General features: G+C 66.0%; 26 protein-coding genes. 10 read left to right on the forward strand and 16 right to left on the reverse strand.

The window, feature by feature from the left end; all coding sequences use genetic code 11:
* Positions 1 to 12: 12 nt before the first annotated feature.
* On the reverse strand, positions 13 to 684 hold the full coding sequence (locus AC07O3_RS17695; protein WP_093050872.1) for an amino acid ABC transporter permease: 672 nt from the start codon (positions 682 to 684) through the stop codon (positions 13 to 15).
* A 144-nt stretch (positions 685 to 828) separates the two neighbouring features.
* On the opposite strand from AC07O3_RS17695, the gene AC07O3_RS17700 reads away from it, so the two are divergent.
* Positions 829 to 2,523 carry a hypothetical protein gene (locus AC07O3_RS17700; protein WP_440531959.1) on the forward strand — a complete coding sequence of 565 codons (1,695 nt, stop codon included), beginning with the start codon at positions 829 to 831 and terminating at the stop codon, positions 2,521 to 2,523.
* A gap of 21 nt (positions 2,524 to 2,544) precedes the next feature.
* On the opposite strand, the gene AC07O3_RS17705 is transcribed toward AC07O3_RS17700, so the two are convergent.
* Both AC07O3_RS17705 and AC07O3_RS17710 read right to left on the reverse strand, forming a co-directional pair.
* Positions 2,545 to 2,886 (reverse strand): hypothetical protein, encoded by a 342-nt coding sequence (locus AC07O3_RS17705; protein ID WP_256216928.1) that lies wholly within the window; start codon positions 2,884 to 2,886, stop codon positions 2,545 to 2,547.
* Between the two features lie 305 nt (positions 2,887 to 3,191).
* Complete coding sequence (locus tag AC07O3_RS17710) at positions 3,192 to 4,835, reverse strand: tannase/feruloyl esterase family alpha/beta hydrolase (RefSeq protein WP_495340068.1); 1,644 nt, start codon at positions 4,833 to 4,835, stop codon at positions 3,192 to 3,194.
* 307 nt (positions 4,836 to 5,142) lie between these two features.
* Here AC07O3_RS17710 and AC07O3_RS17715 point away from each other — a divergent pair, with 307 nt between their 5' ends.
* A complete protein-coding gene (locus tag AC07O3_RS17715; RefSeq protein WP_177142362.1) occupies positions 5,143 to 5,625 on the forward strand; it encodes a MarR family winged helix-turn-helix transcriptional regulator in 483 nt (160 codons plus the stop codon).
* Between the two features lie 80 nt (positions 5,626 to 5,705).
* Here AC07O3_RS17715 and AC07O3_RS17720 read toward each other — a convergent pair whose 3' ends face one another.
* Both AC07O3_RS17720 and AC07O3_RS17725 read right to left on the reverse strand, forming a co-directional pair.
* Positions 5,706 to 6,242 carry a cysteine hydrolase family protein gene (locus AC07O3_RS17720; RefSeq protein ID WP_354338146.1) on the reverse strand — a complete coding sequence of 179 codons (537 nt, stop codon included), beginning with the start codon at positions 6,240 to 6,242 and terminating at the stop codon, positions 5,706 to 5,708.
* 62 nt (positions 6,243 to 6,304) lie between these two features.
* Positions 6,305 to 7,897, reverse strand: a complete 1,593-nt coding sequence (locus AC07O3_RS17725; protein ID WP_426389270.1) for an esterase/lipase family protein — start codon at positions 7,895 to 7,897, stop codon at positions 6,305 to 6,307.
* Positions 7,898 to 8,117: 220 nt separating this feature from the next.
* Here AC07O3_RS17725 and AC07O3_RS17730 point away from each other — a divergent pair, with 220 nt between their 5' ends.
* A complete protein-coding gene (locus AC07O3_RS17730; RefSeq protein WP_093050883.1) occupies positions 8,118 to 9,239 on the forward strand; it encodes an MBL fold metallo-hydrolase in 1,122 nt (373 codons plus the stop codon).
* Here AC07O3_RS17730 and AC07O3_RS17735 read toward each other — a convergent pair.
* From AC07O3_RS17735 to AC07O3_RS17765, 7 genes are all read right to left on the reverse strand, one after another.
* The gene (locus AC07O3_RS17735; RefSeq protein ID WP_157632220.1) at positions 9,236 to 9,505 is read right to left on the reverse strand and encodes a hypothetical protein; all 270 of its coding nucleotides are present in this window, start codon (positions 9,503 to 9,505) and stop codon (positions 9,236 to 9,238) included. The two genes, AC07O3_RS17730 and AC07O3_RS17735, sit on opposite strands and share 4 nt — an antisense overlap.
* 299 nt (positions 9,506 to 9,804) lie before the next feature.
* Entirely contained in the window at positions 9,805 to 9,996 is a 192-nt protein-coding gene (locus tag AC07O3_RS17740) for a hypothetical protein (protein ID WP_093050889.1), read from the reverse strand.
* Positions 9,996 to 12,404, reverse strand: coding sequence for a DNA topoisomerase IV subunit A (gene parC / locus AC07O3_RS17745; RefSeq protein WP_307616778.1), 2,409 nt, complete (start codon positions 12,402 to 12,404; stop codon positions 9,996 to 9,998). Before parC ends, AC07O3_RS17740 begins: the two co-directional genes overlap by 1 nt.
* A gap of 55 nt (positions 12,405 to 12,459) precedes the next feature.
* The gene (locus AC07O3_RS17750) at positions 12,460 to 13,581 is read right to left on the reverse strand and encodes a Kelch repeat-containing protein (RefSeq protein ID WP_495339952.1); all 1,122 of its coding nucleotides are present in this window, start codon (positions 13,579 to 13,581) and stop codon (positions 12,460 to 12,462) included.
* Positions 13,582 to 13,595: 14 nt separating this feature from the next.
* The gene (locus AC07O3_RS17755; protein ID WP_435459872.1) at positions 13,596 to 14,504 is read right to left on the reverse strand and encodes a lytic transglycosylase domain-containing protein; all 909 of its coding nucleotides are present in this window, start codon (positions 14,502 to 14,504) and stop codon (positions 13,596 to 13,598) included.
* Between the two features lie 14 nt (positions 14,505 to 14,518).
* A complete protein-coding gene (locus AC07O3_RS17760; protein WP_093050902.1) occupies positions 14,519 to 16,516 on the reverse strand; it encodes a DNA topoisomerase IV subunit B in 1,998 nt (665 codons plus the stop codon).
* A 90-nt stretch (positions 16,517 to 16,606) separates the two neighbouring features.
* Positions 16,607 to 17,062, reverse strand: coding sequence for a DUF2846 domain-containing protein (locus tag AC07O3_RS17765; protein ID WP_495339953.1), 456 nt, complete (start codon positions 17,060 to 17,062; stop codon positions 16,607 to 16,609).
* Positions 17,063 to 17,241: 179 nt separating this feature from the next.
* On the opposite strand from AC07O3_RS17765, the gene AC07O3_RS17770 reads away from it, so the two are divergent.
* The 6 genes from AC07O3_RS17770 to AC07O3_RS17795 all read left to right on the forward strand — a co-directional run bounded on the left by AC07O3_RS17770 (position 17,242) and on the right by AC07O3_RS17795 (position 22,191).
* A complete protein-coding gene (locus tag AC07O3_RS17770) occupies positions 17,242 to 18,471 on the forward strand; it encodes an MFS transporter (protein WP_093050907.1) in 1,230 nt (409 codons plus the stop codon).
* 24 nt (positions 18,472 to 18,495) lie between these two features.
* Positions 18,496 to 18,636, forward strand: a complete 141-nt coding sequence (locus tag AC07O3_RS17775; RefSeq protein WP_176928714.1) for a hypothetical protein — start codon at positions 18,496 to 18,498, stop codon at positions 18,634 to 18,636.
* 13 nt (positions 18,637 to 18,649) lie between these two features.
* Positions 18,650 to 19,219 (forward strand): class I SAM-dependent methyltransferase, encoded by a 570-nt coding sequence (locus AC07O3_RS17780; protein WP_495339954.1) that lies wholly within the window; start codon positions 18,650 to 18,652, stop codon positions 19,217 to 19,219.
* A gap of 43 nt (positions 19,220 to 19,262) precedes the next feature.
* Positions 19,263 to 20,189: a 4-hydroxy-tetrahydrodipicolinate synthase gene (gene dapA / locus AC07O3_RS17785; protein WP_371127351.1), complete on the forward strand. Its 927-nt coding sequence runs from the start codon at positions 19,263 to 19,265 to the stop codon at positions 20,187 to 20,189.
* Between the two features lie 140 nt (positions 20,190 to 20,329).
* Positions 20,330 to 21,409 (forward strand): NlpB/DapX family lipoprotein, encoded by a 1,080-nt coding sequence (gene bamC / locus AC07O3_RS17790; RefSeq protein ID WP_093050915.1) that lies wholly within the window; start codon positions 20,330 to 20,332, stop codon positions 21,407 to 21,409.
* Between the two features lie 5 nt (positions 21,410 to 21,414).
* On the forward strand, positions 21,415 to 22,191 hold the full coding sequence (locus AC07O3_RS17795; protein WP_097198777.1) for an MBL fold metallo-hydrolase: 777 nt from the start codon (positions 21,415 to 21,417) through the stop codon (positions 22,189 to 22,191).
* A gap of 73 nt (positions 22,192 to 22,264) precedes the next feature.
* Here AC07O3_RS17795 and AC07O3_RS17800 read toward each other — a convergent pair whose 3' ends face one another.
* The 3 genes from AC07O3_RS17800 to AC07O3_RS17810 form a co-directional block, all read right to left on the reverse strand.
* Positions 22,265 to 22,519: a hypothetical protein gene (locus AC07O3_RS17800; protein WP_093050920.1), complete on the reverse strand. Its 255-nt coding sequence runs from the start codon at positions 22,517 to 22,519 to the stop codon at positions 22,265 to 22,267.
* Between the two features lie 93 nt (positions 22,520 to 22,612).
* Positions 22,613 to 23,119, reverse strand: coding sequence for a hypothetical protein (locus AC07O3_RS17805; RefSeq protein WP_426389279.1), 507 nt, complete (start codon positions 23,117 to 23,119; stop codon positions 22,613 to 22,615).
* Complete coding sequence (locus AC07O3_RS17810; protein ID WP_495339955.1) at positions 23,109 to 24,251, reverse strand: JmjC domain-containing protein; 1,143 nt, start codon at positions 24,249 to 24,251, stop codon at positions 23,109 to 23,111. Before AC07O3_RS17810 ends, AC07O3_RS17805 begins: the two co-directional genes overlap by 11 nt.
* A gap of 14 nt (positions 24,252 to 24,265) precedes the next feature.
* Here AC07O3_RS17810 and AC07O3_RS17815 point away from each other — a divergent pair, with 14 nt between their 5' ends.
* Complete coding sequence (locus AC07O3_RS17815) at positions 24,266 to 24,790, forward strand: FKBP-type peptidyl-prolyl cis-trans isomerase (RefSeq protein WP_093050929.1); 525 nt, start codon at positions 24,266 to 24,268, stop codon at positions 24,788 to 24,790.
* 78 nt (positions 24,791 to 24,868) lie between these two features.
* Here the strand turns inward: AC07O3_RS17815 and AC07O3_RS17820 are convergent, their stop codons facing one another.
* The gene (locus tag AC07O3_RS17820; protein WP_093080054.1) at positions 24,869 to 25,369 is read right to left on the reverse strand and encodes a glycine zipper 2TM domain-containing protein; all 501 of its coding nucleotides are present in this window, start codon (positions 25,367 to 25,369) and stop codon (positions 24,869 to 24,871) included.
* Positions 25,370 to 25,391 lie beyond the last annotated feature (22 nt).

The following is a 25,391-nucleotide window of genomic DNA, read 5'->3' on the forward strand; positions in this document are numbered from 1 at the left end:
GTCCGTCGTCTCTTACCGGCGGTCCGGGTAGTTGAGCGTGCGCTTGTAGATCAGCTTGAACATGGCCGAGAAGGCCAGCGCCAGCGCGAGATAGATGGCGGCCACGACGATGTAGATCTCGAAGCTGCGGAAAGTCTGCGACTGCAGGTTGGCGGCCACCGAGGTCAGGTCGTCGGCCGAGATGACCGACACCACCGCCGAACTCAGCATCAGCAGGATGAACTGGCTCGTGAGCGCCGGGTAGATGGCCTTCAGCGCGGGCTTGATGATGACGAAGCGGAAGATTTCCCAAGGCTTGAGGTTCAGCGCCCTGCCCGCCTCGATCTGCCCCTTGGGAATCGACTCGATGCCCGCGCGGATGATTTCCGTGGCGTAGGCACCCAGGTTCACCACCATGGCCACCAGCGCGGCCGTCTGCGGCGACCAGCGCAGCCCGATGGCCGGCAGCGCGAAGAAGAAAAAGAACAGCTGCACGAGGAACGGCGTGTTGCGGATCACCTCGATGTAGGCATTGACCAGAAAGCGCAGCCAGCCCGGCCCCGAGGTCTTGCCCCAGGCACAGAAGATGGCCACCACCAGGCCCAGCACCGTGGCAATGAGCGAGAGCTGGACCGTGATCCACGTGCCCTTGAGCAGCAGCGGCCAGGCGGCAAAGACGGCGTCGAATTGAAACTGGTAGTTCATGGTGGGCGGACCCGAATGCGCGCCGGGTGGGCGCGTGCGTGCCCCGAAAGCAAGGCTTGCAGCTTATATGAAACCGGTTTCAGGCTCATATAGGGATTCCCCTAGGTGGTCGTTTTGTCTCACCTTCTGCCTACACTGAAGTCCATGCTGAACCCACCCGCGGCCACCATGCCCACAGAGGCACACACGCCCCCCACGGGCGCCCCCACCGTGCAGCATTTCCGCCAGGCCCTTCTCTGGCCCTTGCGGCTGATGCCTGCGCCGCACGCCAGCCCCGCGCACCATCACGGGCCCTGGCACGTGCTGCGCGAGATGGGTGATGCCTCGCCATGGCGCGAAGAGGTCGACGAATACACCGGCGACAGCAGCCGCTTTCACGAGCGGCACTACAACGAGTTCGTGAGCTTCCTGCCGTACGTGCAGCGCTTCCTGTACGGCGAAGGCCGTTCGCGTGGCGATGGCATGGGCGGCGACGGCGATTCGCCGATGCGCATCTTCCGCCGCCACGACATTGCGGCCGTGCGCCTGGTGGCGCAGCCAGGCGACGCGCCGGTCACGCTCGATGTGATCCATTGCGACCTGTACTTCTTCTTCGACATCGACGTGGTGCTGCTCAACCTCGAAGTCGGTGCGAACAACCTGAGCCTTGCGCAGGCGCAAGACATCCTCTACCGCTTCGGCCGCGCCTACCCTTCCGGCTGGGAACCCGACGGCTCGGCACTGCACTGCATGGCCAGCGTCGAATGGCTGGCCGCCGACGGCCATGTGCTCGCGAGTTCCGACGCGCAGCAACGCGAGGCCTTTCTCTCGCATGTGGCGCAGCATCGGGCGCCACGCATCTCCGCCCATTGGGCCTACCTGATGCAGCCGCTGGTAAGCGACCATTCGGAAGACCCCGGCGTGCTGCGCTACCGGCAGATCGAGTACTACCGCATGCCGGTCATGGCTTATCTCTCGCTGGACGACCCGCGCCGCCTCACGCGCGACGACTTCGTGCGGCTCGCGCTGGTCACCGGCGCAGGCGCCACCGACGCCCACCTGCCCTACGCCGAGCATCACCTAGCGGACTTCGAGCACAAGTACTGCTACGACCGCTTCTGGGTGAACGCAGGAGCAGCGCCCAACACGCGCTACCTGTGCAACGGCCATGCGCTCATCGTGGTGGGCGATGCGAACTCCGAATTCTTCTGCTGCCGCGACCGCGGCGTGCTCGCGCAGTTCAGGCACCAGCACTTCCTGCTGTTCCTCATTGCGCATTTCCAGAAGGCCTCGCTGCTGATGTTCTCCGATCAGTTGGTGGAGGCGCTCAAGCGGCTGGACATCCGCAGCACGCCGAGCGTGAAGCAGTTCAAGCGCGCCATCCGCGCAAGCTTCGAGCGCTTTCTGCGCTTCACGCACCGCTACTGGTTCCACGAAATTTCAGAGCAGGCGCAGGTGCGCGCGCTCTCGCACATGTGCGCCACGCACCTCGGGCTCGACCCACTCTACGACGAAGTCAAGGCACGCATCGCCGACATGAACACGTATCTCGACGCCGACAGCCTGCGCAGGCAGGCCAGCACTGTCGTGCGGCTCACGGTGGTCACGCTGTTCGGCCTCATCGGCACCATCACCACCGGCTTCCTCGGCATGAACCTGCTGGCTGAGGCCGACGCGCCGCTGTGGCGCAAGGCAGTGTGGTTCGGCGTGGTGTTCGTCGCGACGACGTGGCTGACGATCTACACGATGGTGAAGTCGCAGCGGCTGTCGGATTTCATCGATGCGCTGTCGAACGACCGGCTGGGATTCAGGGGCAAGATGGCCGCACTGGCGCGGGTGTGGCGGCCTGGGGCGGATTGACCGGCGCTTGCCCCCAGCCACTCATCGATCAGGTTCGCAGACTTGCTTGCTCAAAGCGTCGCGCAAGGAGCCGATCGTGCTGTCCGCAGCGTCGATCCGCCGTTGCAGCTCCTCATTGACCAGGCGGAACAGTGCGCCGAATTCGGATCGGGTTGGATAGATCTCCTCGCGCTCATTCACCTGCATCGGAACGACGAGCTTTTCGAGGCATACGTAGGCGCTGTGCACTTGGCGAATGCCCTCGACGTCGTCGCCTGCTTGCAGGGCAACCGACTCGGCATTTGAATGGGGATGAACCGACTTCGGCGTTGAGGCGGTATCGGTTTTCGGCGCGTGCTTGAGCACGCGAGCAGACTTGGTCACGGGCGACCTCCAGAGGTTGCGATTTGCAAAAACCGCCACACCCGCTGCTAAACGAGGCGGCAGCTCGGACGGGTTAGCAGACCGGGCAACCTCTTGCGAGAAACCGGCAGGGCGCGAGCCCTCCCATCCGAGCCGCCAAAACTGGGGGCGCGAACGAAAAAGCCGCAGGTCCTGCGGGGAAACTGCGGCTTGCGTCGCAGAGGTTGCTTCGGGCTGCTAAACCCGATCACGCCTCATTCGGCGTGACGGGCGCAGTATAGCCACGCAGTTCGCTCGCGGCCGAGTGCTACCAGGCGCGAAGCCTTTCATTGGCAGCTGAAACTCTCGGCCTTCTCGATATCGCCCGTGCCCTTGTAGCGCGCAACCTTCGGGTAGGCGCAGAGCGGCCGGCTGCGGGTGGGCGACCAGCCGGAGGGAACATCCCCGTTCACGCCGCCTGCGTTGCCCGCACCGCGCGCCGAGGCGACGACGGAATCGGCGGCCTCGCCCTTCTCCACCCAATTGACGAGCGGTGCGAGCATGTCGAACTGATCGGTGGTCGGGCCGCCGGCGCAGTGGTTCATTCCGGGCACCCGATAGAACCGTGCGAAGTTGGACGCATCGCCGCCGTTGGCCGCCGTCAGCTGGTCATACCAGTGCTGCGTATCGTCGCTCGAGAAGATGGGGTCGCTCGTTCCATGGTAGGCCATGACCTTGGCGCCGCGCTTCTTCAAGCGACTCAGATCCGTAGGGTTCGGCGGCGTCATGAACGAAAGCGAGTTCTCGGTGTAGAGCCCGTCGGTCGACGTGATCTTCGAGAGGATCGAATCGATGTTGGCCGTGAGCGTGAAATTGGGACCATTGAAGCCGGTCGGGTTCTCGGGCGGCACCTGCCAGACGAAGGCGACCGCACCCGAGTCGAGGTTCAATGAATTCGAGAACTTCCACGATGACCAGCCGGTGGTGTTCAGGCCCGCGTCGAACGGAAAGCTCGCATAGAACTTCTTTCCGCCGCCGTCGAGCGCACCCGCGAAGAGCTGCGCGATGCGAAGCTTCTGGTCGGCCGAGAGGCAAGTGCCATCGCGCGAGCCGCTGCAGGTGGGAACGTCGCGGTCGAGCGAGAAAGCCGCCTGGCATGCGCCGGTGTCCTGGACGATGCCGTCGGTGGTGCCGTCGAGGGCGTCGCACTTGGCAAGGACCGCATTGGAGACCAGGGTGCGTTCGGCGAGCGTGAAGCCCGTGCCCGGATCGCCCGGGGTGGTTGCCAGGGCGTTGTAGTTCTGGGCACCGACGATGTTTGCGGAGGCCGCAAGGGGAAGCCGGAAACCGGGGTCGCCCACCAGGAAGCCGTCGTAGTCGTCCGCATAGCGTGACATGGCAACCATCGTGTGGCGCCCGCCGTTGGAGCAGCCGCCGATGTAGGAGCGGTCCGGTCCCTTTCCATAGGCCGACGCGATCAACGCCTTCGCCATCGGCGTGAGCTTGCCGACCGCCTGGTAGCCGTAGTCGAGACGAGCCTGTGGATCGATGCCGAAGAACGGCGTGGGCGCCTGGTGCCCCGCGTCGGAGCTGATCACGGCGAAGCCCTTGTTCAGGGCGTTGTCCAGAACGCCGCCTCCGCCCACCGGCCCGGTGGCTGTGCCGACGCTGCCGTCGAGCCCCCCGTTGGCCTGATAGAAATACCGCCCGTTCCAGTTCACCGGTAAGCGCATCTCGAAGCCGATCGCATAGCTCTGGCCGTCGACCGGGCTTGTGCGCTGATACATCGATCCGCGCACCTGGCAATGCGCCCCCACCGGCTTGCCGGCGACGCTCAGGGTGCCGGCGGCAATCGCATTGGCTGCAGTGATCGTCGTGTTGGCAAAGGTGAAGCCGGCGAGCGAGGCGCAATCGATGAGCGCCGCACCGGTGGCCGCGCCGAGCACCGGCAGTGTCTCGACAGGCGGCAGCGGATTGTCGGGAGGAGTCACGGGATTGCCGTTGCCGGCCGGCGGGGCGCTCGTCGACGTGCCAGTCGTCGGGAACGAGCCGACGAAGCCGCCACCACCATTTCCTCCGCCGCAGGCGGTCAGCAATGAAGCGACAAAGATCAGGGATGCGGGGGTCTTCAAGAATGTCTCCTTCGACGCCTGGATGCAGCGCCTATAGTTAATCTACTTAACTATCAAAGATAACCAGTTATGGTTTTCCATTAAGCAGTTTGCACTCCCGCGACGATCCCCCGAGCCAGTTAGATCAGGCAGTGAATCACTTGGAGGCAGAACGACAATGCCCGGAATGCCCAAGAACAGAAGCAATCCGGTAGATGCCACACCAGCCGGCCGGCTGGTCGAAGCGTCCCTGCATCACGTGCTCGGCTATCAGCTCGCGCAGGCGACGATCGTCACCGACGCAGTGTTCGCCGAGCGAGTAGGCACACCTTTCGACCTTCGCCCCGTCGAGTTCACGGTGCTGTGCCTGATTCATGAAAATCCCGACGTGTCGGCCGCCCGCCTGGCAAAGGCACTCGCGGTCACGGCGCCCAACATCGCGGCATGGCTCGAACGGCTGGAGAGGCGAGAGTTGATCCGCCGCACCCCGCACGCAACGGATCGAAGGGCCCAGTACCTTCGCACCACCCCGACCGGCGCAACGCTTGCCAGCAGCGCTACACGGTTGGTGATCGAAGGCGAGCAGCATGTGCTCGGCAACCTCTCCAAGGGCGAGCAATTGATCTTGATCGAGCTCCTGCACAAGGTTGCCGTGTCACGCAGGGTGTGAGCATTCAGGCATCCATTCGATGCAGGCTCTTTCGCCTGCGGGCGCACGCCCGTGCCGCGCGCGGTTCGTGCAGGCTGCGTTCAGTCGCCGAAGGCGACTTCCGCGCTGGCCACGGCGCGGATCGGCACGCCGAAGCTCGTGATGTCCGACAGCGTGGCGTTGTGATGCTCGCGGATCTTCGCGCCCGTGGCGTGCGGCTTGTCGTGCGAAGTGTGCGCATCGGCCGCGAGCACCACGTGGTAGCCGAGGGCGGCAGCGCGGCGCACTGTCGTGTCGACGCAGAACTCCGACGAATAGCCGCAGACCACCACGCGCTTCACGCCGTGCCCGGAGAGCCAGGCTTCCAGCGGCGTGCGAAGGAAGGAGTCGGGCGTGGTCTTGCGGATGCGCGCGTCGCGCGAGTCGGTGTTGAGCGCGCCGGCGAGCTGCCAGCGCTCGGAGTCGAATTCGAGGTCGACCGCATTCTCGTGCTGGATGAAGGCCACCGGCACGCCGGCCGCGCGGGCGCGTTCGGTGAGCGCGTTGATGCGCTGCATCACCTCGTGGGCCTGATGGGGACGCGGCGGATCGTCGCAAAGGCCACGCTGGACGTCGATGACGAGAACGGCAGTTTTCATGGGTCCGGAATCGGCGGGTTCTTGACCGGCGCGATTGTGCCCCACGCTGCCTGACCTGCGCCCTACTGCCAGGCGCTCACCTCCAGCCGCACCTTGCCGCTGATGCCCGGTGCGGCGGGCGCCGCACCAAGGCTGGACAGCGGCACCACGAACTGCAGCTTGCCGCCGGCCAGCTGCTTCGGGCTCATCGGCAGCGAGGCCCGCCCGGCCGTGTCGGTCTGCCAGCCGTACTTGACGTTCCAGTTCTGAGCCGCGTCGTCGGGCTGGGGCGGCGCGATCTCGATGATCAGCGTGTCGCGGAACAGCGAGCTGCCCTCGTAGTGGCCGTCGAGCCAGAACTTGTTGTTGACCTGGTAGTCGGGCACGCGCACGCCCAGCGTCATGGCATAGGCCAGCGTCGGGCGGTCCTGCTTCACGCGGGCCTTGTTGGCAAGGAACACGGTCGAGAGGTAAATGGAGCGGCGGTCGGCCTTGGCCGGGTCGGTCAGTTCCTTGTGCGTGCGGCAGGCGGGCGAGTCTTCTTCGGCCACGCGCCGGCTCAGGTACCAGCGCTTGCCGCGCGGCGCGGCGAGCAACTCGACCTGGTAGAGCGCATCGACGTCGGCACCGGCAGGCAGGTCGGGCGGCAAGGTGACGCCGTCTATGTCGAACCACAGGTCGACCCGCACGTCGCCGAACAGGAAGCGCGTGAGATTCTGGTAAGCCTCCTCGGAATTGACGATGCCGAAGAAGCCCGAGTGCGACCGGTAGGTGAAGGCAGTGGCCACCGGCTGCGTCTTGCCTGCGGCATCGGTGGACCAGAGCGAGGCGTTCTCGATGCGCACGAGCCCGTCGCTGCCGTGGCCCGCAAACATGCGCGACAGGCCCTTGGCGCTTTCATAGTCGCCGCGATTGGTGCCGACCATGCAGAAGAAGCGCTCGGCCGGAAAGGCCGTGGCCGGCAGGTAGTCCATGCGGCCGTTGATCGGCTGCGTGGCCAGGAACTCGGACATCTTCTCGCGGTTGAAGGTGTTCATCTCGTTCACCGTGAGCCAGGCCGGCACGTTGATGCCGCCCATGTCGATGCCGTTGTGCGGCGTGGCATAGGTGAACACCTTGTCGACGCAGGCACGCGCGGCCGCATCACCGAGTGCAGCGTTCTGCAGGAAGGCCCGCACCACCAAGCCGCCCATCGAATGCGCGACGAGGTAGCAGCGGAAGTCGGCGGGCGAGTAACCCGGCCCCTCGCGCAGCGCCACGAGCTCGCGCACGCGCAATATCAGCTGGCTCAGGCCCTGCGCATACACCTTGACGTCCTTGGCCTGGCCGTCGCCCAGCAGCTCGGAGCCCGAGTCGTAGTAGCGGTAGATGATGACCGAGGCCGAGGGGATGCCGTCGACGTCCCTGCCGTTCTCGTCCGGCGAGGGTTTCCAGTCGGGGTCGAGGATGTCCAGGCCGTTCTGGTAGACGCTCTGGTACTGGAAGTCGGCCAGCAGGCGCACCATGGGCGATTCGAAAACAAACTTCTGCGCCGGCGCTTCCTTCTTGACGGTGGCGCGATACACCGTGGAGCCGATGTTGAAGCCGCAGAACGGATCGGCCGCGGTTTCGTCCCGCTCGGACTCGGTCATGGCATAGCCGCGCACGTAGATGATGGGATAGCGATTGCTGCTCATGGAATCTGCCGCCTCGTCGAAAGTCGATGAAGCTTTCCAGTGTGCCGAACCTGGCAGGAGCCCGCCATACGGCTCATGGCATAGGAAGGCCGGGGGACACTGGCGCAAGGGAGACCGATATACCCCCGCGCCCCAAATGTTTCTACCGCTGAAACCATTGAAACGTTCGCCGTGGCTACTCTCGCGCCATCCTGCAAACAAAGATCCAGAGGGTTTTCTCATGGCTGACGATTCGGGCTCCCAGGGCTCCTACCTGCCCCAACTGCTGCGCCGGGGCACCGTGCTGGCCGCGGCCGGCTGCGCCCTCGTCGCGGGCTGCAGTGCCGCCGGCAGCGGCGAGACGCGCTATGACAGCTCGCCGCAATTCAAGGACGGCGGCTTCCACAACATGGCCAACCCCGACCTGCCCGCCCAAGCCAGCGCATGGCGCATCTGGTCGCGCTTCATCGTGGGCAGCAAGGTCGACACCGTGCCGGTCGATGCAATTCCGGTGAAGGCGCTGGACCGCGGTGCGCTCGATTCGCTCGACGTCAAAGCCAACCACGTGGTGCGCCTCGGCCATTCGTCGCATCTGTTGAAGCTGCGCGGCAAATACTGGCTGATCGACCCCGTGTTCAGCGAACGCGCGTCACCCGTGCAATGGGCCGGGCCGAAGCGCTTTCACCAGCCGCCGATCACGCTCGAACAACTGCCACCCATCGAGGGCGTGATCCTCTCGCATGACCACTACGACCACCTCGACGTGGCAACCATCGAATACCTCTCGAAGAGCGTGCAGCGCTACTTCGTGCCGCTGGGCGTGCGTGCGCGGCTGATAGTGATGGGCGTGCCGGCCGAGCGCGTGACAGAGCTCGACTGGTGGCAAGGCGGCGAACACGACGGCGTGAAGCTCACCGCCACGCCCGCACAGCACTTCTCGGGCCGCACGCTGAACGACCGCGACCGTACGCTGTGGGCCTCATGGGTGGTGCAAAGCGGCGACCAGCGCCTCTTCTACAGCGGCGACTCGGGCTACTTCCCGGGCTTCAAGCAGATCGGCGAACGCTTCGGCGGCTTCGACATCGCGCTGATGGAAAACGGCGCCTACGACACCATGTGGCCCGCCGTGCACATGACGCCCGAGCAGAGCGTGCAGGCCTTCGAAGACCTGCGCGGCAAGGTGTTCTTCTCGGTGCACAACAGCACCTTCGACCTGGCGTTCCACACCTGGCATGACCCGCTGGACCGCATCGCTGACCTGGCGGAGGCGAAGAAGATCGAGCTGGCGACGCCGGTGATCGGCGAAGTGGTGACGGTGGGGCAGGCGCGGACCAACACGCGGTGGTGGCAAGGGTTGCGCTAGTCGCAACGCGAGGCGCTGGGCTCCTCGATACGTGAAACCTCGCCGTTTCCGGCCAGAACAATCCTGCGCAACTGAATGGTGCAGCGAGGCGCCGATGCAGGCCAGAGAAAAATCGCTTCGTACTGTTCGCCGCTGCGAGGGACGAAGCGAACGGTTCCCACGCAATTCGACCACACGGTGCTGCCGCCAGCCAGCAGCACCACTTCAACGTCCGCCGGAATGATCCGCTCAGAGCTCATGAAGTCGGTACTCAGACGGGGCGCCATGCCTACCCTCCTGGACTCCGATCGCTCGTTGAAGAGCACACCGCCCTTGGGTCCCTCCCTGCGGCAACTCTCGCGCACCGCGAAGGAGTAAGAGATCACCCGGGCCGACGCATTCTGGACAACACGCAGCCTTGCAGTCCTGTCGCCCGTCGCGTCCTTGTATTCGACGCTCGCACACCCCGACAACACAGCCGCTGCGCCTGCGAACGCGATATAGCGAACGCAACCGAGCAGTCCCTCAGCTACTGCCATAACGCTCCCTCCTCCTGCTGTTCGACTCCAAGCGCAAGCGGCCATGTTTACTCGCCGCGCTCCTTGCGTTCGCGCGCGCGCCGCACCTGGCGCGTCTCGTTGGCCTGCGACGCAATGCGGTTCTTCTCGCGCTTCTTCGCCGCCCGCTTCTCGCGCATGCGACGGCCCAGCACGTAGCTGCCGAGGCCCGTGACCACGGCAATGAAGATCCCGATGACGCTGATGTCGATGCCACCCATCACAGCACCCGCACGATGCTCGTCGGCTTGAAGCCCAGGTCGGCCGCCTTGCCCTTGCGCGCGCGGCTGCCGCGCGCGTTGTTGAGCGTGCGGATTTCCAGCGTCTCTTCTCGCTCCTTGGCACCGCGGCCGATGCCTTCGATCTTCACGCTGCGCGTGTAGGCAGCGGCTCCGGCCAGGGTGTCCTTGGCCTCGAGGTCGATCAGCGTGAGGCCACGACCGCCCTTCGGCAGGCTCTTGAGCTCGGTGATGTCGAAAGTCAGGATGCGGCCGCCGGTCGAGGCGCAGGCCACATGCGTGGCCGGGAGCATCGGCTCGGCGCCACTTGCGCCACCCACCAGCGACGGACGGCACAGCTGCTCGCCCTCGCCCACGTCGATGAAGGCCTTGCCGCCGCGCTGGCGCGACATCATGTTCTCGACCGTGGCGATGAAGCCGTAGCCGCCGGTGTTGGCCAGCAGCACGCTGGCGCCCACCGGGCCCGCGAAGAAATGCGTGACGTGCGTGCCGGCATCGAGCTCGATGAGCGTGGTGACGGGCTGGCCGTCGCCGCGCGCGCCGGGCAGCGAGGCCACGGGCACGGTGTAGACGCGCACGCTCTTGTCCTTGGCGCTGCCGAAGACCAGCAGCGTGTCGACGCTGCGGCACTCGAAGGCGCCGTAGAGCGAGTCGCCCGACTTGAAGCTGTATTCGGGCGTTGCGCCCTTTTCTCCATTCGCACCGTTGCCCGCGGCCTTCTCGCTGGCCCAGCCCTTCTGCGCACGGACCCAGCCCTTCTGCGACACGATGACGGTGACGGGCTCGTCGACCACCTTCACTTCGGCCACTGCGCGCTTCTCGGCCTGGATCAGCGTGCGGCGCGCGTCTTCAAAAGTCTTGGCGTCGGACTCGATTTCCTTCACCAGCAGGCGGCGCAGCGCGGCCGGGCTGCCGAGGATGTCCTCGAGCTTCTTCTGGTCCTCGCGCAGTTCCTTGAGCTGCTGCTCGATCTTGATGGCTTCGAGCCGCGCAAGCTGGCGCAGCCGGATTTCGAGGATGTCCTCCGCCTGCACTTCGCTGAGATTGAAGCGCGCGATGAGCGCCGCCTTCGGGTCTTCCGCCGCACGGATGATCGCGATCACCTCGTCGATGTTCAGCAGCACCAGCTGCCGGCCTTCAAGGATGTGGATGCGGTCCATCACCTTGCTGAGCCGGAACCGCGAACGCTTCTCGACGGTGATCTCGCGGAACGCGATCCACTCGTTGAGCATCTGGCGCAGCGACTTCTGCGTGGGCTTGCCGTCGATGCCGACCATCGTGAGATTGATCGGCGACGAGGTTTCGAGCGAGGTCTGCGCGAGCAGCGTGGTGATGAAGTCGTCCTGGCTGATGCGCGAGGTCTTGGGCTCGAACACCAGGCGCACGGCGGCGTCCTTGCTGGACTCGTCGCGCACCACATCGAGCACCGACAGCATCGCGGCCTTCAACTGGGTCTGCTCGGCGGAGAGCGCCTTCTTGCCGGTCTTGACCTTCGGGTTGGTGATTTCCTCGATTTCCTCGAGCACCTTCTGCGTGCTGACGCCCGGCGGCAGCTCGTTGACCACGAGTTGCCATTGCCCGCGCGCCAACTCTTCGATCTTCCAGCGCGCGCGCACCTTGAGCGAGCCGCGGCCGGTGCGATAGGCGTCGGCGATGTCGCTCGCGCTGCTGATGATCTGCGCGCCGCCCGGGTAGTCGGGGCCGGGCACGATGGCGAAGAGCTCTTCTTCGCTGAGCTTGCCGTTCGACTTGATCAGCGCCACGCAGGCGTCGGCGATCTCGCGCAGGTTGTGGCTCGGGATTTCGGTGGCCAGGCCCACGGCAATGCCGCTCGCGCCGTTGAGCAGCGTGAACGGCAGCCGCGCGGGCAGCAGGCGCGGCTCCTCGGTGCTGCCGTCGTAGTTGGGAATGAAATCGACCGTGCCTTCGTCGATCTCGTCGAGCAGCAGGCTGGTGATGCGCGCCAGGCGAGCTTCGGTGTAGCGCATGGCCGCGGCACCGTCGCCGTCGCGGCTGCCGAAGTTGCCCTGGCCATCGACCAGCGGATAGCGCTGCGAAAAATCTTGCGCCATGCGCACCAGCGCGTCGTACGCGGCCTGGTCGCTGTGCGGATGGAAGCGACCGAGCACGTCGCCGACCACGCGCGCGCTCTTCACGGGCTTGGCGCCCACAGTGCCGTTGGTGCCGCCGAAGCCCAGGCCCATGCGCGACATCGAGTACAGGATGCGGCGCTGCACCGGCTTCTGGCCGTCGGACACATCGGGCAGCGCGCGGCCCTTGACCACGCTGAGCGCGTATTCGAGGTAGGCAGTCTGGGCGTAGTCGGCGAGGGTCAGGGTCGTGTCGCCGTCGGTAGGACCCTGGAGATCGAGCGGAGGTTGGGAATCCATGAAAGAGAAGGTGAGAAAAACAGTTGCTGCGGGCCGTGCGCGAGGGTAGTCGTGATCAGCCCAGTGTGAATGCCTCGTGGACCGCGGACTGCACGGCGCCGCCGAGCACCGCGCCGCCGCCCGCGACGTAGATCCAGTCGCCGATGACGGCCGCGCCCACGGCGTGGCGCGGCGTGGCCATGGGAGCGTGGCGTTGCCAGGTGTCGTCCACGGGGTTGTAGCTTTCCATCTGGCCGAACACCTTGGCCTGGCGCGGTACGCCGCTGACGAGAATGCCGCCCTCCCCGCCCATGGCGAAGAAGCGGCCTCGATACGCCACGAGGCCATGGCCCGAGCGCGCGGTAGGCAGCGGCGAGCGCAGCTCCCAGGTGTCGCGTGCGGGCAGGTAGACGTGGTGCAGGTCGGTGTTGTATTCGAAGGTGTTGAAGCGTCCGCCGATCACGTGGATCTGGCCGCCATGCGACACGCAGCCGACGTGGTCGCGCGCGCCGGGCAGCGGCTTGGCGGTGGACCAGCGATCGGCCTTGGGGTCGTAGACCTCGTGCCAGCTGACGCTCGCGCGTTCGGCAGCAGGCTCCGACGCTCCGCCGATCAGGTGCAGCGCGCCGTCGAGCATTACCGCAGCCGCCGCGCCGCGCGGTCGCGGCAGCGGCGCGATGGCAGTCCAGCGGTTGGCGGCAATGTCGTAGACGTAGGCGTTCGTGTCGGAGCGGCGGTTCTGCTCGACGAAACCGCCGAGCGCATAGACGCGGCCGCCTTCAGCCGTCACCGCGACGTGGTTGGCGCCGCGCGGCAGGGGCGCGCCGTCGAGCCAGCGGTCGGCCTTCGGGTCGTAGATGTGGTGGTAGTCGCGGTTGACCTTGCCCTCGCCATATCCGCCGACCACATGCATGCGCCCCATCGCGGCGGTAGCCCAGGCCATCTCGCTGCGCGGAATCGGCAAGGCCGCGCGCGGCTCCCAGCGGCCTTGCGGGCCGGGCGGCGCGGTGCTCTCGGTGAAGCGCTGCGCCTCCTGGTCGGGCGTCATGTGGTGCGGCACGCCGCCCTGCAGCTTGGCATAGGGCTCGGCCGACGAAGGCACTGCGGGCAGCGTGTCGTGCGTGGCCGGATGCTGTGCACGCGCAGTGCCCGCCACCATGCCGGCAGCGGTCGCGAGGACGAAGCTTCGACGGTGCATGACGGGCTCCTTCATCAGGACAGCGGTGCGCCGGGCGCATCGGCCGCGCCGGTCGGCACCGCGGAAGGCTCGGGAATGTCTGGCATGGTCGGCATGTTGCGCGGCGCGTCGGACGGCATGTTGCCGCGGCCGATGGCCCCGCCCTGCGGCACCGTCAGCTCCATGCGGATGCGGCCCGGCGTCTTGCCACCACGCACGGCACCACCGCCACTACCGCCCGTTGCCACGGACGGCTTCAGGTACGCATACAGCTGCAGCACGGTCTGCACGTAGTTCTGCGTTTCCTTGTAGTTCGGGATCTTGTTGCCCGCGCGCTGCACCGCGCCCTCGCCCGCGTTGTAGGCGGCCAGCGCCAGCTCGATCTGGCCCGGGAACATCGCGATCAGGTCACCGAGGTAGCGCGAGCCGGCAGCGATGTTGATGCGCGGGTCGAACAGCTTTTTCTCGATGGTGTTGCGCTTGTCCGCCGACACGCCGTAGCGCTGCGCCGTAGCGGGCATCAGCTGCATGAGGCCCATGGCACCCTTGGGCGAGACGGCCTGCGCGTCGAAGCCCGACTCGGTCGCGATGAGCGCCTGCAGCAGTTCGTAGTCGATCGAATGCTTGTTCGATGCGTCGCGCAGCGCCGTCTTGGCGGTCTTGTAGCCGGGCGATGCCTCGAACATGGCGAGCAGGCTCTGCGAGGCAGGTGACACCTTTCCGTCGAGCTTGCGGCCACCACGGCCCAGCGGAGAAATGCCTTGCGCCGTGTCGAAGCTCTGGCCGCCGCGAAAGAAGATCTGGTAGCGCTCGTCGATCTTTTCGGAAGCGAAGTGCGCGATGCCCTTGCTGTCGATGTAGCCGTAGATGTCAGCGGCGTGCGCCAGCCCCTGCTGCGTACACAGCAGGAAGGCCAATAGCAACAAGCGCTTGAAAACTGACATGCGTGGTGGAGGAATCAAACATCGATGTCGACATCGTCGGCGCGCAACTCCATGAGTTCGCGCCGGGCTGCCGCTTCGCCCTTGCCCATGAGCTTGGTGATCTCGCCCTGGGTGGACGTGAAGTCGAACCGGCCCAATTGGACCTGCATCAGGCGCCGGGTGTCAGGATTGAGCGTGGTTTCCCACAATTGTTCCGCGCTCATTTCGCCCAGGCCCTTGAAGCGGCTGATGCTCCAGGCGCCTTCGCGCACGCCATCTTTACGCAATTTGTCGAGCGTGGCGGTCAGTTCGCCCTCGTCCAGCGCATAGACCTTGGAGGCCGGCTTCTTGCCGCGCGCGGGCGCATCGACCCGGAACAATGGCGGCTTTGCGACATACACGTGGCCGGCTTCGATGAGTTTCGGGAAGTGACGGAAGAACAGCGTGAGCAGCAGCACCTGGATGTGCGAGCCGTCCACGTCGGCATCGCTCAGGATGCAGACCTTGCCGTAGCGCAGGCCGCTCATGTCGGGCGTGTCGTTGGGGCCGTGCGGATCGACCCCTACGGCGACCGAGATGTCGTGGATTTCGGTGTTGGCGAACAGCCGGTCGCGCTCCACTTCCCAGGTGTTGAGCACCTTGCCGCGCAGGGGCAGGATCGCCTGGCTTTCCTTGTCGCGGCCCATCTTGGCGCTGCCGCCGGCGGAGTCGCCCTCGACCAGGAAGACTTCGTTGTGGCTGATGTCCTTGCTCTCGCAATCAGTGAGCTTGCCGGGCAGCACGGCCACGCCGGAGCCCTTGCGCTTCTCGACCTTCTGGCCGGCGCGCTGGCGCGTCTGCGCGGCCTTGATGGCAAGCTCGGCCAGCTTCTTGCCGTAGTCGACGTGCTGGTTGAGCCACAGCTCGAGTGCGGGGCGCACGAAGCTCGACACCAGGCGCACGGCATCGCGCGAGTTCAGGCGTTCCTTGATCTGGCCCTGGAACTGCGGGTCGAGCACCTTGGCGCTCAGCACGTACGAAGCGCGCGCAAACACGTCTTCGGGCAGCAGCTTCACGCCCTTGGGCAGCAGCGAGTGCAGTTCGATGAAGCCCTTCACCGCGGTGAAGAGGCCGTCGCGCAGGCCGCTTTCGTGCGTGCCGCCGGCGCTGGTGGGAATCAGGTTGACGTAGCTCTCGCGCACTGGCTGGCCGTCTTCGGTGAAGGCCACGCACCAGTCGGCGCCCTCGCCTTCGGCGAAGTTGTCGGCGTTCTTGTCGGCATGGCCGCTGCCTTCGAACAGCGGGATGACGGGGTCGCCGTTGAGCGTCTGCATCAGGTAGTCGCTCAGGCCGCCCTTGTAGAGCCACTGCTGTGTTTCCTTGGTCTTCTCGTTCGTGAGCGTGACGCTCACGCCGGGCATCAGCACGGCCTTGCTGCGTAGCAGGTGCGTGAGCTCGCCCATGGGCAGCACGGCGGTTTCGAAGTACTTGGCGTCGGGCCAGGCGCGCACGGTGGTGCCCTGCTTGCGCTCGCCCGCTTCGAGCTTGCGGATTTCGAGCGCCTCGATCACGTCGCCGGCACTGAAGGCCAGCTTGGCGGCCGAGCCTTCCCGGTGCGAGGTGACTTCGAGCCGCTTCGACAGCGCATTGGTCACCGACACGCCCACTCCGTGCAGGCCGCCCGAGAAGCTGTAGGCGCCGCCCGAGCCCTTGTCGAACTTGCCGCCCGCATGCAGCCGGGTGTACACGAGTTCGATCACGGGGGCCTTTTCTTCAGGGTGCAGGCCGAAGGGAATGCCTCGGCCGTCGTCTTCGACGCTGACCGAGCCGTCGGTGTGCAGGGTGACCTTGATCTTCTTGCCGTAGCCCGCGAGCGCCTCGTCGGCCGCGTTGTCGAGCACTTCCTGGATGATGTGCAGCGGGTTGTCGGTGCGGGTGTACATGCCCGGGCGCTGCTTGACGGGCTCGAGGCCCTTGAGCACGCGGATGGAGCCTTCCGAGTAGCCGGAGGATGCGGACGGTGAATTGGGGGGAGTCTTGGGGGGAGTCGCCATGGGGGCGGATTGTAGTCAGTCGCCGCCAAATGACTGGATACCCATACAGGAGCCTCCGGCCGCAGCCAGAGGTTTGCATGATGGCCGGGCCTACTTGTCGATGATGACCTGACCGGTGTAAGCCAGCGAGGCAAGTTCGGGCCTGGCCTTTTCAGCCGGTTCCATGTCCAGAACGATGCTCCCGGTCACCAGGCCGAACGACGGCGACATGCGCACGTATTTCGTTTCGCCGGCTTCGAGGGAAATGCCGAGCGTCTTCCTCAGGTCGTTCATGGTCGCGGCCTGGTAGGTGCCGGCGGGACGGTCGACATAGAAGAAGCCACCGGACTTCGAAGCGCCCACCACCACCTTGTCGAGGCGAATCAGCGGCTGCAATGCCGAGCCGTAGGGGGTTGCAGCGCGGAAGAAAAAGATGCGGCCTTCGCCGGGCTTCACCTTGGGAATGGTGCCGGACATGTCCTGATATTTGGTGCCGGTAACGGCGCAGCCCGCGGTCGCGATCGTCATCACCGTGAGTACGGCAAGCTTCAGGGCGGTTCTTCTCATTGTTTGAATTCCTCGTGAGGAAAAAGCACTGCAGATGAATGTAACGAATTACAAACACGGATTTACGAGGCCCGCGTCAGCTTGATGCGCCGATTGCATCAAAGCCGCCCTGATAAATCATCAATGGCTTTGGCCGCCGTGCCACCTGCCAAAGCAGGCGAATCGTTACATTCGAAGTCATGCAATCCCCCGCCGCCCCTGCTCTCTCGGTCAAGCAAGTCCTGTTCTGCGGGGCAATGATCGTCACTCTCTCGATGGGCATCCGCCACGGCTTCGGGCTCTGGCTGCAGCCGATCACGCAGGCGCAGGACTGGAGCCGGCAGACCTTCTCGTTCGCGCTGGCCATCCAGAACCTCTCGTGGGGCATCTTCGGCGTGTTCGCGGGCATGCTGGCCGACAGGTTCGGCGCGTTCCGGGTGTTGATCGGCGGCTCGGTGTTCTATGCGCTGGGGCTGTTCGGCATGGCGCATTCGCCGACGCCGCTGCTCTTCACACTGAGTGCGGGCGTGCTGATCGGCGCAGCGCAGGCAGGTTCGACCTATGCGGTGATCTACGGCGTGATCGGACGGCAGATTCCGGCCGAGCGGCGATCGTGGGCCATGGGCGTGGCGGCGGCGGCCGGCTCGTTCGGCCAGTTCCTGATGGCGCCCATCGAGGGGCGGCTGATCGGCCACCTGGGCTGGCAGACAGCGCTGGCCGTTGTGGCTGTGCTGGTGCTGGTGATCATCCCGCTGGCCTTCGGCCTGCGCGAACCGAAGACGGCAGCGCTGGCCGGGCACCGCGAACAGTCGGTGCTGCAGGCGGTGGGCGAAGCCTTCCGCTACCCGAGCTTCGGGCTGCTGATGGCTGGCTACTTCGTCTGCGGCTTCCAGCTGGCGTTCATCGGCATCCACATGCCGACCTACCTGCGCGACCGCGCGTTGCCGGCCGAGGTGGCTGGCTACGCGCTGGCGCTGATCGGACTGTTCAACGTGTTCGGCACGTATACGGTGGGGCTGCTGGGGCAGAAGCTGGCCAAGCGCAAGATCCTCGCGGCGATCTACTTCGCACGGGCCGTGTCGATCGCGCTGTTCCTGATGGCGCCGATCTCGCCGCTCAGCGTGTATGTGTTCTCGGCGGCAATGGGCTTCCTGTGGCTGTCCACCGTGCCTGCAACCAATGCAATCGTGGCGGGCATCTTCGGCGTGGCACATCTGTCGATGCTCAGCGGCTTCGTGTTCCTGAGCCACCAGGTCGGCTCGTTCCTGGGCGTGTGGCTCGGTGGCTACCTGTACGACACCACCGGTAGCTACGACATCGTCTGGTACATCGCGATCGCGCTGGGCGTGTTCGCGGCGCTGATCAACCTGCCGGTGAAGGAAAGCGCCATTGCGCGCTCGTCGCCGCAGCCTGCCGGTGTCGCAGGCTGACGGGATTGCGTATAAACCAGGGCCATGACTCCGCAAATGCGCCACCACATCATCCACGCGGGCTGGCTGGCCGCCGCGCTGGCTGTGCTGGGTGGCGTATTCGCGCTTTACGTGCACCCGGACTTTCTGGTGACGCTGGTCGATCAGATCTGGTCCTGCTTCTGAGGCCGGGCCGGTCATGAAAGACGTAGCACCCATGCACGGCCTGTCCGCGCCTTCCGAATGGATCGTCCGCTGTTCGCACCTGCTTGCGCCTGGCGCCACGGTGCTCGACGTGGCCTGCGGCGCCGGGCGGCACATGCAGTGGTTCGCGGGCCGCGGGCACCCGGTCACCGGTGTCGACCGCTCGCCCGAAGCCATCGAGGCGGCCGGCGCCTTCGGCCGCACCGTCGAGGCGGACATCGAATCCGGCCCCTGGCCCTTTGCCGGCCACGCCTTCGGCGCTGTCGTCGTCACCAACTACCTCTGGCGCCCGCGCATGGCCGACATCGTGGGCGCTGTGGCACCGGGCGGCGTGCTGCTCTACGAAACCTTTGCCGCGGGCAACGAGACCGTCGGCAAGCCCTCGCGCCCCGACTTCCTGCTGCAGCCCGGCGAGTTGCTGGCAGCCTGTGTCGGCCTGCGGGTGGTGGCCTACGAAGACGGCTTCATCCCCGAACCGGCGCGCTTCGTGCAGCGAATCGCTGCCGTCCGCCCGGCCGCACCCGACGCCGGCCAGCCCGCCCGCCACCTCCTTAAGGGAAACTGAGGGGGCCGGGGCGGCTGTCTTGCGGGGCGCCGGAGTAAGTAGAATCGGCGCTTTCGTCCACCGACAAAGAGATTCCCCCTTGGAGCAACTGACAGGCAGCATCGTCGCGCTCGTCACGCCGATGCACGACGACGGCAGTGTCGACTACCCCGCCCTGCGGCGGCTCATCGACTGGCACATCGAAGAAGGCACCGACTGCCTTGGCGTGGTCGGCACCACCGGCGAATCGCCGACGGTCGATGTCGAAGAGCACTGCGAAATCATCCGTGTCTCGGTCGAGCAGGCCAAGGGCCGCGTGCCCGTGATGGCCGGCTGCGGCGCGAATTCGACCAAGGAAGCCATCGAGCTCGCCAAGTTCGCCAAGGGCGTGGGCGCCGATTCGCAGCTCCAGGTCGTGCCGTACTACAACAAGCCCACGCAAGAGGGCCAGTACCAGCACTTCAAGGCCATTGCCGAGGCCGTGGGCGACCTGCCCATCGTGCTTTACAACGTGCCCGGCCGCACCGTTGCCGATATGGCGCACGACACCGTGCTGCGCCTGGCGCAGGTGCCCGGCATCATCGGCATCAAGGAAGCCACCGGCAACATCGAGCGGGCCCAGTGGCTCATTCGCGACCTGCCGAAGAACTTTGCCGTCTACTCCGGCGACGACCCGACCGCGGTCGCGCTCATGCTCTGCGGCGGCCAGGGCAACATCAGCGTCACGGCCAATATTGCGCCGCGCAAGATGCACGAGCTGTGCGTGGCGGCGCTGGCAGGCGACGTCAAGCGCGCCATGCAGATCCAGTTCGAGCTCATGCCGCTGCACCGCAACCTCTTCGTCGAGCCCAACCCGATTCCGCTGAAGTGGGCCATGGCCCGGCTCGGCCTTTGTGGCGGCGCGCTGCGCCTGCCGCTCACCGAACTCGGCGAAGCGAGCCGCCCCGCAGTCGAAGGCGCCCTGCGCGCCACCGGCCTGCTGAAGGGCTGAGCACCCCTCCCCCTACATTCCGGAACTGCCTTTTCCCTGGTCGCAGCAAGGTTAAGCAACCTTTTGCCCGAACCGTGCTCTGAGATGGCGGGCACTGCGGCCCATAGATAGACCGAACCATTCCAACAAGGAAGACGACGTTGAAGAACCTTTCGCGACTTGCACTGCTGGCCCTCGTTGCCAGCCTCGCCGCCTGCTCCGTCCTCGAGAGCGACAAGATCGACTACAAGAGCGCAGGCAAGGCCCCGACGCTCGAAGTCCCACCCGATCTCTCCCAACTCTCGCGCGACAACCGCTATGCCATTCCCGGCGGCGCCGTGACTGCCAATGCCTACCAGGCCGGCATCGCCAACGCCCCCGGCATCCCCACCGCCGTGAGCAACATCGGCGACGTGCGCATGGAGCGCTCGGGCACGCAGCGCTGGATCATCGTCAACCGCACGCCTGACCAGCTCTGGGACCCGGTGAAAGACTTCTGGCAGGAAAGCGGCTTCCTGCTGACCACCGACCAGCGCAACCTGGGCATCATGGAAACCGACTGGGCCGAAAACCGCGCCAAGCTGCCGCAGGACATCATCCGCGGCACGCTGGGCAAGCTGGTTGATTCGGTCTACTCGACCGGCGAACTCGACCGCTTCCGCACCCGCCTGGAGCGTACGCCGACCGGTACCGAGATCTTCATCAGCCACCGCGGCATGCAAGAGGTCTACAACAACTCGCGCCAGGACCAGACCGTGTGGCAGCCCCGCCCCAGCGATCCTGAACTCGAGACCGAATTCCTGCGCCGCCTGATGGTCAAGCTCGGCGTCTCGCAAGAGCAGTCGAAGATCCTGGCCGCCACCACCGCGCCGACCAAGACCGCCACCATCGCCAAGGTCGGCAACCAGCCGGTCGTGCAGATCAGCGAAGGCTTCGACCGCGCATGGCGCCGCGTGGGCCTCGCGCTCGATCGCACCGGCTTCACCGTGGAAGACCGCGATCGCAGCGCCGGCCTGTACTACGTGCGCTACGTGACGCCCGATCCCGACAAGAAGGAGCCCGGCTTCTTCGGCAAGCTGTTCAGCGGCTCGAGCAAGACCGAAGCGCCGCTCAAGTTCCGCATCTCGGTCAAGGGCCAGGGCGAAGCCACCACGGTGTCGGTGCTCAACGAAACCGGTGCGCCCGAAACCTCGGCGAATGCCGAGCGCATCGTCAAGGTCATCGCCGACGACCTGAAGTAACCCGCATGCTCCGCTTCCGAAGTCTCGGCAGCGGCAGCACGGGCAACGCCGCGCTGGTCGAAGCGACCAGCGGCGGCCGCACCTCCCGCCTCCTGATCGACTGCGGCTTCGGCATCAAGCAGCTCGATCTGCGGTTGGCCCAGGCGGGCCTTGCCGCCGGCGACATCGATGCGGTCTTCGTGACCCATGAGCACGGCGACCATATCGGCTGCGCCCATTCGCTGTCGCGGCGCAACCGCATTCCAGTCTGGATGAGCGAAGGCACCTGGCTCGCCACCGGCGGCCGCGATTTCGAGGGCCTGCTGAACCTGGCGCGCGACGATGCGGAGTTTGCGGTCGGCGACATCTGCGTGCAGCCCTTCACCGTTCCCCATGATGCACGCGAGCCGCTGCAGCTGCGCTGCACCGACGGCAACCGCACGCTGGGCGTGCTGACCGATCTGGGCCACGCCACGGCCCACGTGCTGGCCCGCCTGAGCGGCGTGCATGCGCTGTTGCTGGAGTTCAACCACGACAGCGATCTGCTGGCCAACTCGGCTTATCCGCCTTTTCTCAAGCACCGAGTCGGCGGCAACTACGGGCACTTGTCGAACACGGCCGCGGCCGAGATCGCGCGCGCGGTGCTGCACGACGGCCTGCGCCATGTGGTCGCGGCGCACTTGAGCGAGCAGAACAATCGGCCCGAGATCGTGCGGCGCCTGATGGCCGAAGCGCTCGGCGGTGATGAAGCCGAGATGCTTACCGCCACCGCATCAGAGGGCTCGCCCTGGCTCGACGTGTGAGCCGAAGCGCCCTCACTCTCTCCTAAGAAAAAAAGCCGCCTCATGGCGGCTTTTTGCATGGCGGATACCTTGCTTATTGCTTCGGCGCTTCATTCTTCTTCGCGGCCTCGGTAGCTGCGTTCGCGGCATCGAGTGCAGACGAAGCACCGGGTGCAGGCGCTGCGGCGGGATCGGTGGCAGGCGCAGGGGCCGGAGCGGGCGCAGGTTCGGTCACGGGCGCAGGAGGCGGCGTCACGACAGCCGGCGCTGCATCCTCCTTCTTTCCGCAGGCGACGAGCGCGGCAGCGGCAATCAGCGAGGCAATCAGGACGGACGATGACTTCTTCATGGAATCTCCTTTGGCAATGAAGGTCTGGACGAAAAAATTCTAGACCTGCATACCCGCCCGAATATGTCTCGCGGCCGCATTCGCGGCATTGGCTTACAAGCCGAGTGTCGATGCCGGAAAGGCGGGCCGCGCAAGGCGCCAGCACTCGTCGATGGCCTCGCGCAACGCACGGCGCGCACGCGCGTCGTCACCGCTCACGCCCCTGCTGCGCTCGGGGTCGATGCGGTGCACGAACCACGTGGGCGTCCAGATGGCGCTCGGCACTTCGGAGCCCGCGGCCTTGCCGGTGGCGCGGCATTCGATGATGTGGTCCCACATGCGGCGCCACGGCACGAAGCGCGCGTGGCCTCGTTCGAGAACATCGAAGCGCTGCGCGAGCAACATCAGGCGGCGGCCGCTGGCCGACCAGGCCTGCAGCGCTTCGATGGTCGCGCGCTCGCCCAGGGGCCAGTCGGCAAAGTCGGGGTCGCTGAAGACGATCTCTTTCCAGCCCTGCTGCGCCGCGGCCGACAGCGCGCCGCGCAGGAGTGCATCGAAGGCCTCGCGGCCATCGAAGCGCCCTTCGGGCAACGATAGGCTGGGCGCGTCGTCATTCGGCATGAAGCCACCCTGCCTCGCACCACTCGCCCAGCAACGCGAGTGCGCCTTCGCTCGCGCGCGCCAGTTCGCGTGCGCCGAGCGCGCGCTGGTCGGCCAGACGGCGCATCAGCGTCGCGTCGGCACCGCCTGCGCGAAAGCTCTCGCCGTTGATGTAGATGTGCCGCGTGTCGTAGAGCATGCGCGTGCGGCGGTCGAGCACCACGTGCTGCATCGCATCGGGCGCCTCGCCGCCTTCGCCGAACCAGACGTTGGCCTTGGGCTCGGTGAGTGACTCGCCCAGTGCGCGATCGACGGCGTCAGGGTCGCGCAGTGCAGCCTCGATGGCCTTGCGCGCGAAGCCCTGGAGCGCGGCAGGCATTGCGGCCGGCGCATCGACCGCGGGCTGTGCCGGATCGCGGTAGCGCGCCAGCTCCGCCGGCCCGGCATCGTCCAGATCTTCTGCATAGGCCTGCGCCATGCGCGCCAGCAGGTCCGCGCCGAGCTCACCCAGGGCCGACGAACGCAGGCCGATGGAGCAAGTCATGCAATCGTCGCCCACGGCCACGCCGTCGTGGGCATAGCGCGGAGGCAGGTAGAGCATGTCGCCGGGCTCGAGCACGAAGGTCTGCTCAGGCTCGAAGTTCTCGAGAATCTTGAGCGGCACGCCCGGCTGCAGGCGCAGATCGCTCTGCTTGCCGATGGACCAGCGGCGGCGTCCCTGTGCCTGCAGCAAGAAAACGTCGTAGCTGTCGAAATGCGCGCCCACGCCGCCGGTGTCGCTCGCGTAGCTGATCATCAGGTCGTCGAGGCGGGCGTCAGGTAGAAAGCGAAACTGCCGCAACAGTTCGTGCACGCCCTCGTGATGCAGGTCGACGCCCTGCACCAGCAGCGTCCAGGCGGGCTGCTTCAGCGGCGGCAATGCGCGCCGGGCCAGCGGCCCATGCTTGAGCGACCAGCCGGCCTTGCCGTGGCGGATCAGGCGCGATTCGACGTCCTCACGCTCGGCCAGGGCGAACAGCTCAGTACGCTCGATCGGTGGCACCATCGCGGGTATCGCCTGGCGGACGAGCAAAGGTTTTTTCTGCCAGTACCGCCGCATGAACTGCGCGGCGCTCAGGCCGCCGAGCAACGGCAGCGGTTGGTTAATCTCCATGGGAGAATTCTGCAATGGAAATCTCTGAACAATGCGTGGTCGGCTTGACCTGGACCATGAAAGACACGCTCGGCGACGTGCTGGATGTGCTCGACGAGCCGGTGGAATTCATGGTCGGCGGCGACGATCTCTTCGACGTGATCGAAGCGGCCCTGCAAGGCCATGAGCCCGGCGCCCGGGTGCAGCTGCAAATTGAACCCGAACAGGGCTTCGGTGACTTCAACGACCAGTTGCTCTTTCTGGAACCCCGCTCGCTCTTCCCTGAAGGCACGGAAGAAGGCATGACCTTCGACGGCTCCGCCCTGCCCAAGGGCGTGAACAGCAACATTCCAAAAGACGCGATCTACACCGTGGCCGAGATCTATCCCGATCACCTCGTGCTCGATGGCAACCATCCGTTGGCCGGCATCGCGATCCGGCTCGACATCACGGTGCGTTCGGTGCGCGAGGCCACCGAAGAGGAAGTCGGCCGCGGCTCGGCAGGCACGGGCTTCTTCAAGGTGTCGCCGATGGCGCCAAGCAACCAGACGCTGCACTGACCGAAGGGCCGCCAGCGAGCGCCCACAAAAAAAGCCGGGCGACGCCCGGCTTTTTCACGCCCCGAAGGACGAAGCGACTTACATGCGCGAGATCTGACCGTTGTCGATGCGCACGCGGTCGCCGATGCGCAGGTCGCCCGGGCTCTGCACGTCGAAGGCGCGGAAGCCGCCACGGTCGGTCTGCACCGACACGCGATAGGTTTCATAGGCACGCGGGCCGTTCTGCTGAGCCTCGATAGTGTTGCCCAAGAGAGCACCACCCACGATACCCAGCGCGGTGGCTGCGGCACGGCCATTGCCACGCCCGAACTGGTTGCCCACCACCCCACCGATGACACCGCCGGCGACAGCGCCGCCGCCCGTGGTGCCGGTGCCAGCGGTTTCGCTGCGCAGCACCTCGATGTTGGCCACATGGCCGTACTCGACATAGGAAGCTTCGCGGTACTGAATGGCCTGCGGAGGCGCCTGGTACGGATAGCGCGAGGTCTGGTAGACCGGCGCCGGTGCCACGCATGCCGTAAGCGTGGCCACGGCCAGCACGGAAGCGGTGACGGAAACAAAGCGCATTGAGATCTTCATGTTGGGAGGCTCCTCGAATAGA

The sequence above is a fragment of the Variovorax sp. GW821-FHT09D05 genome, from assembly GCF_059416325.1.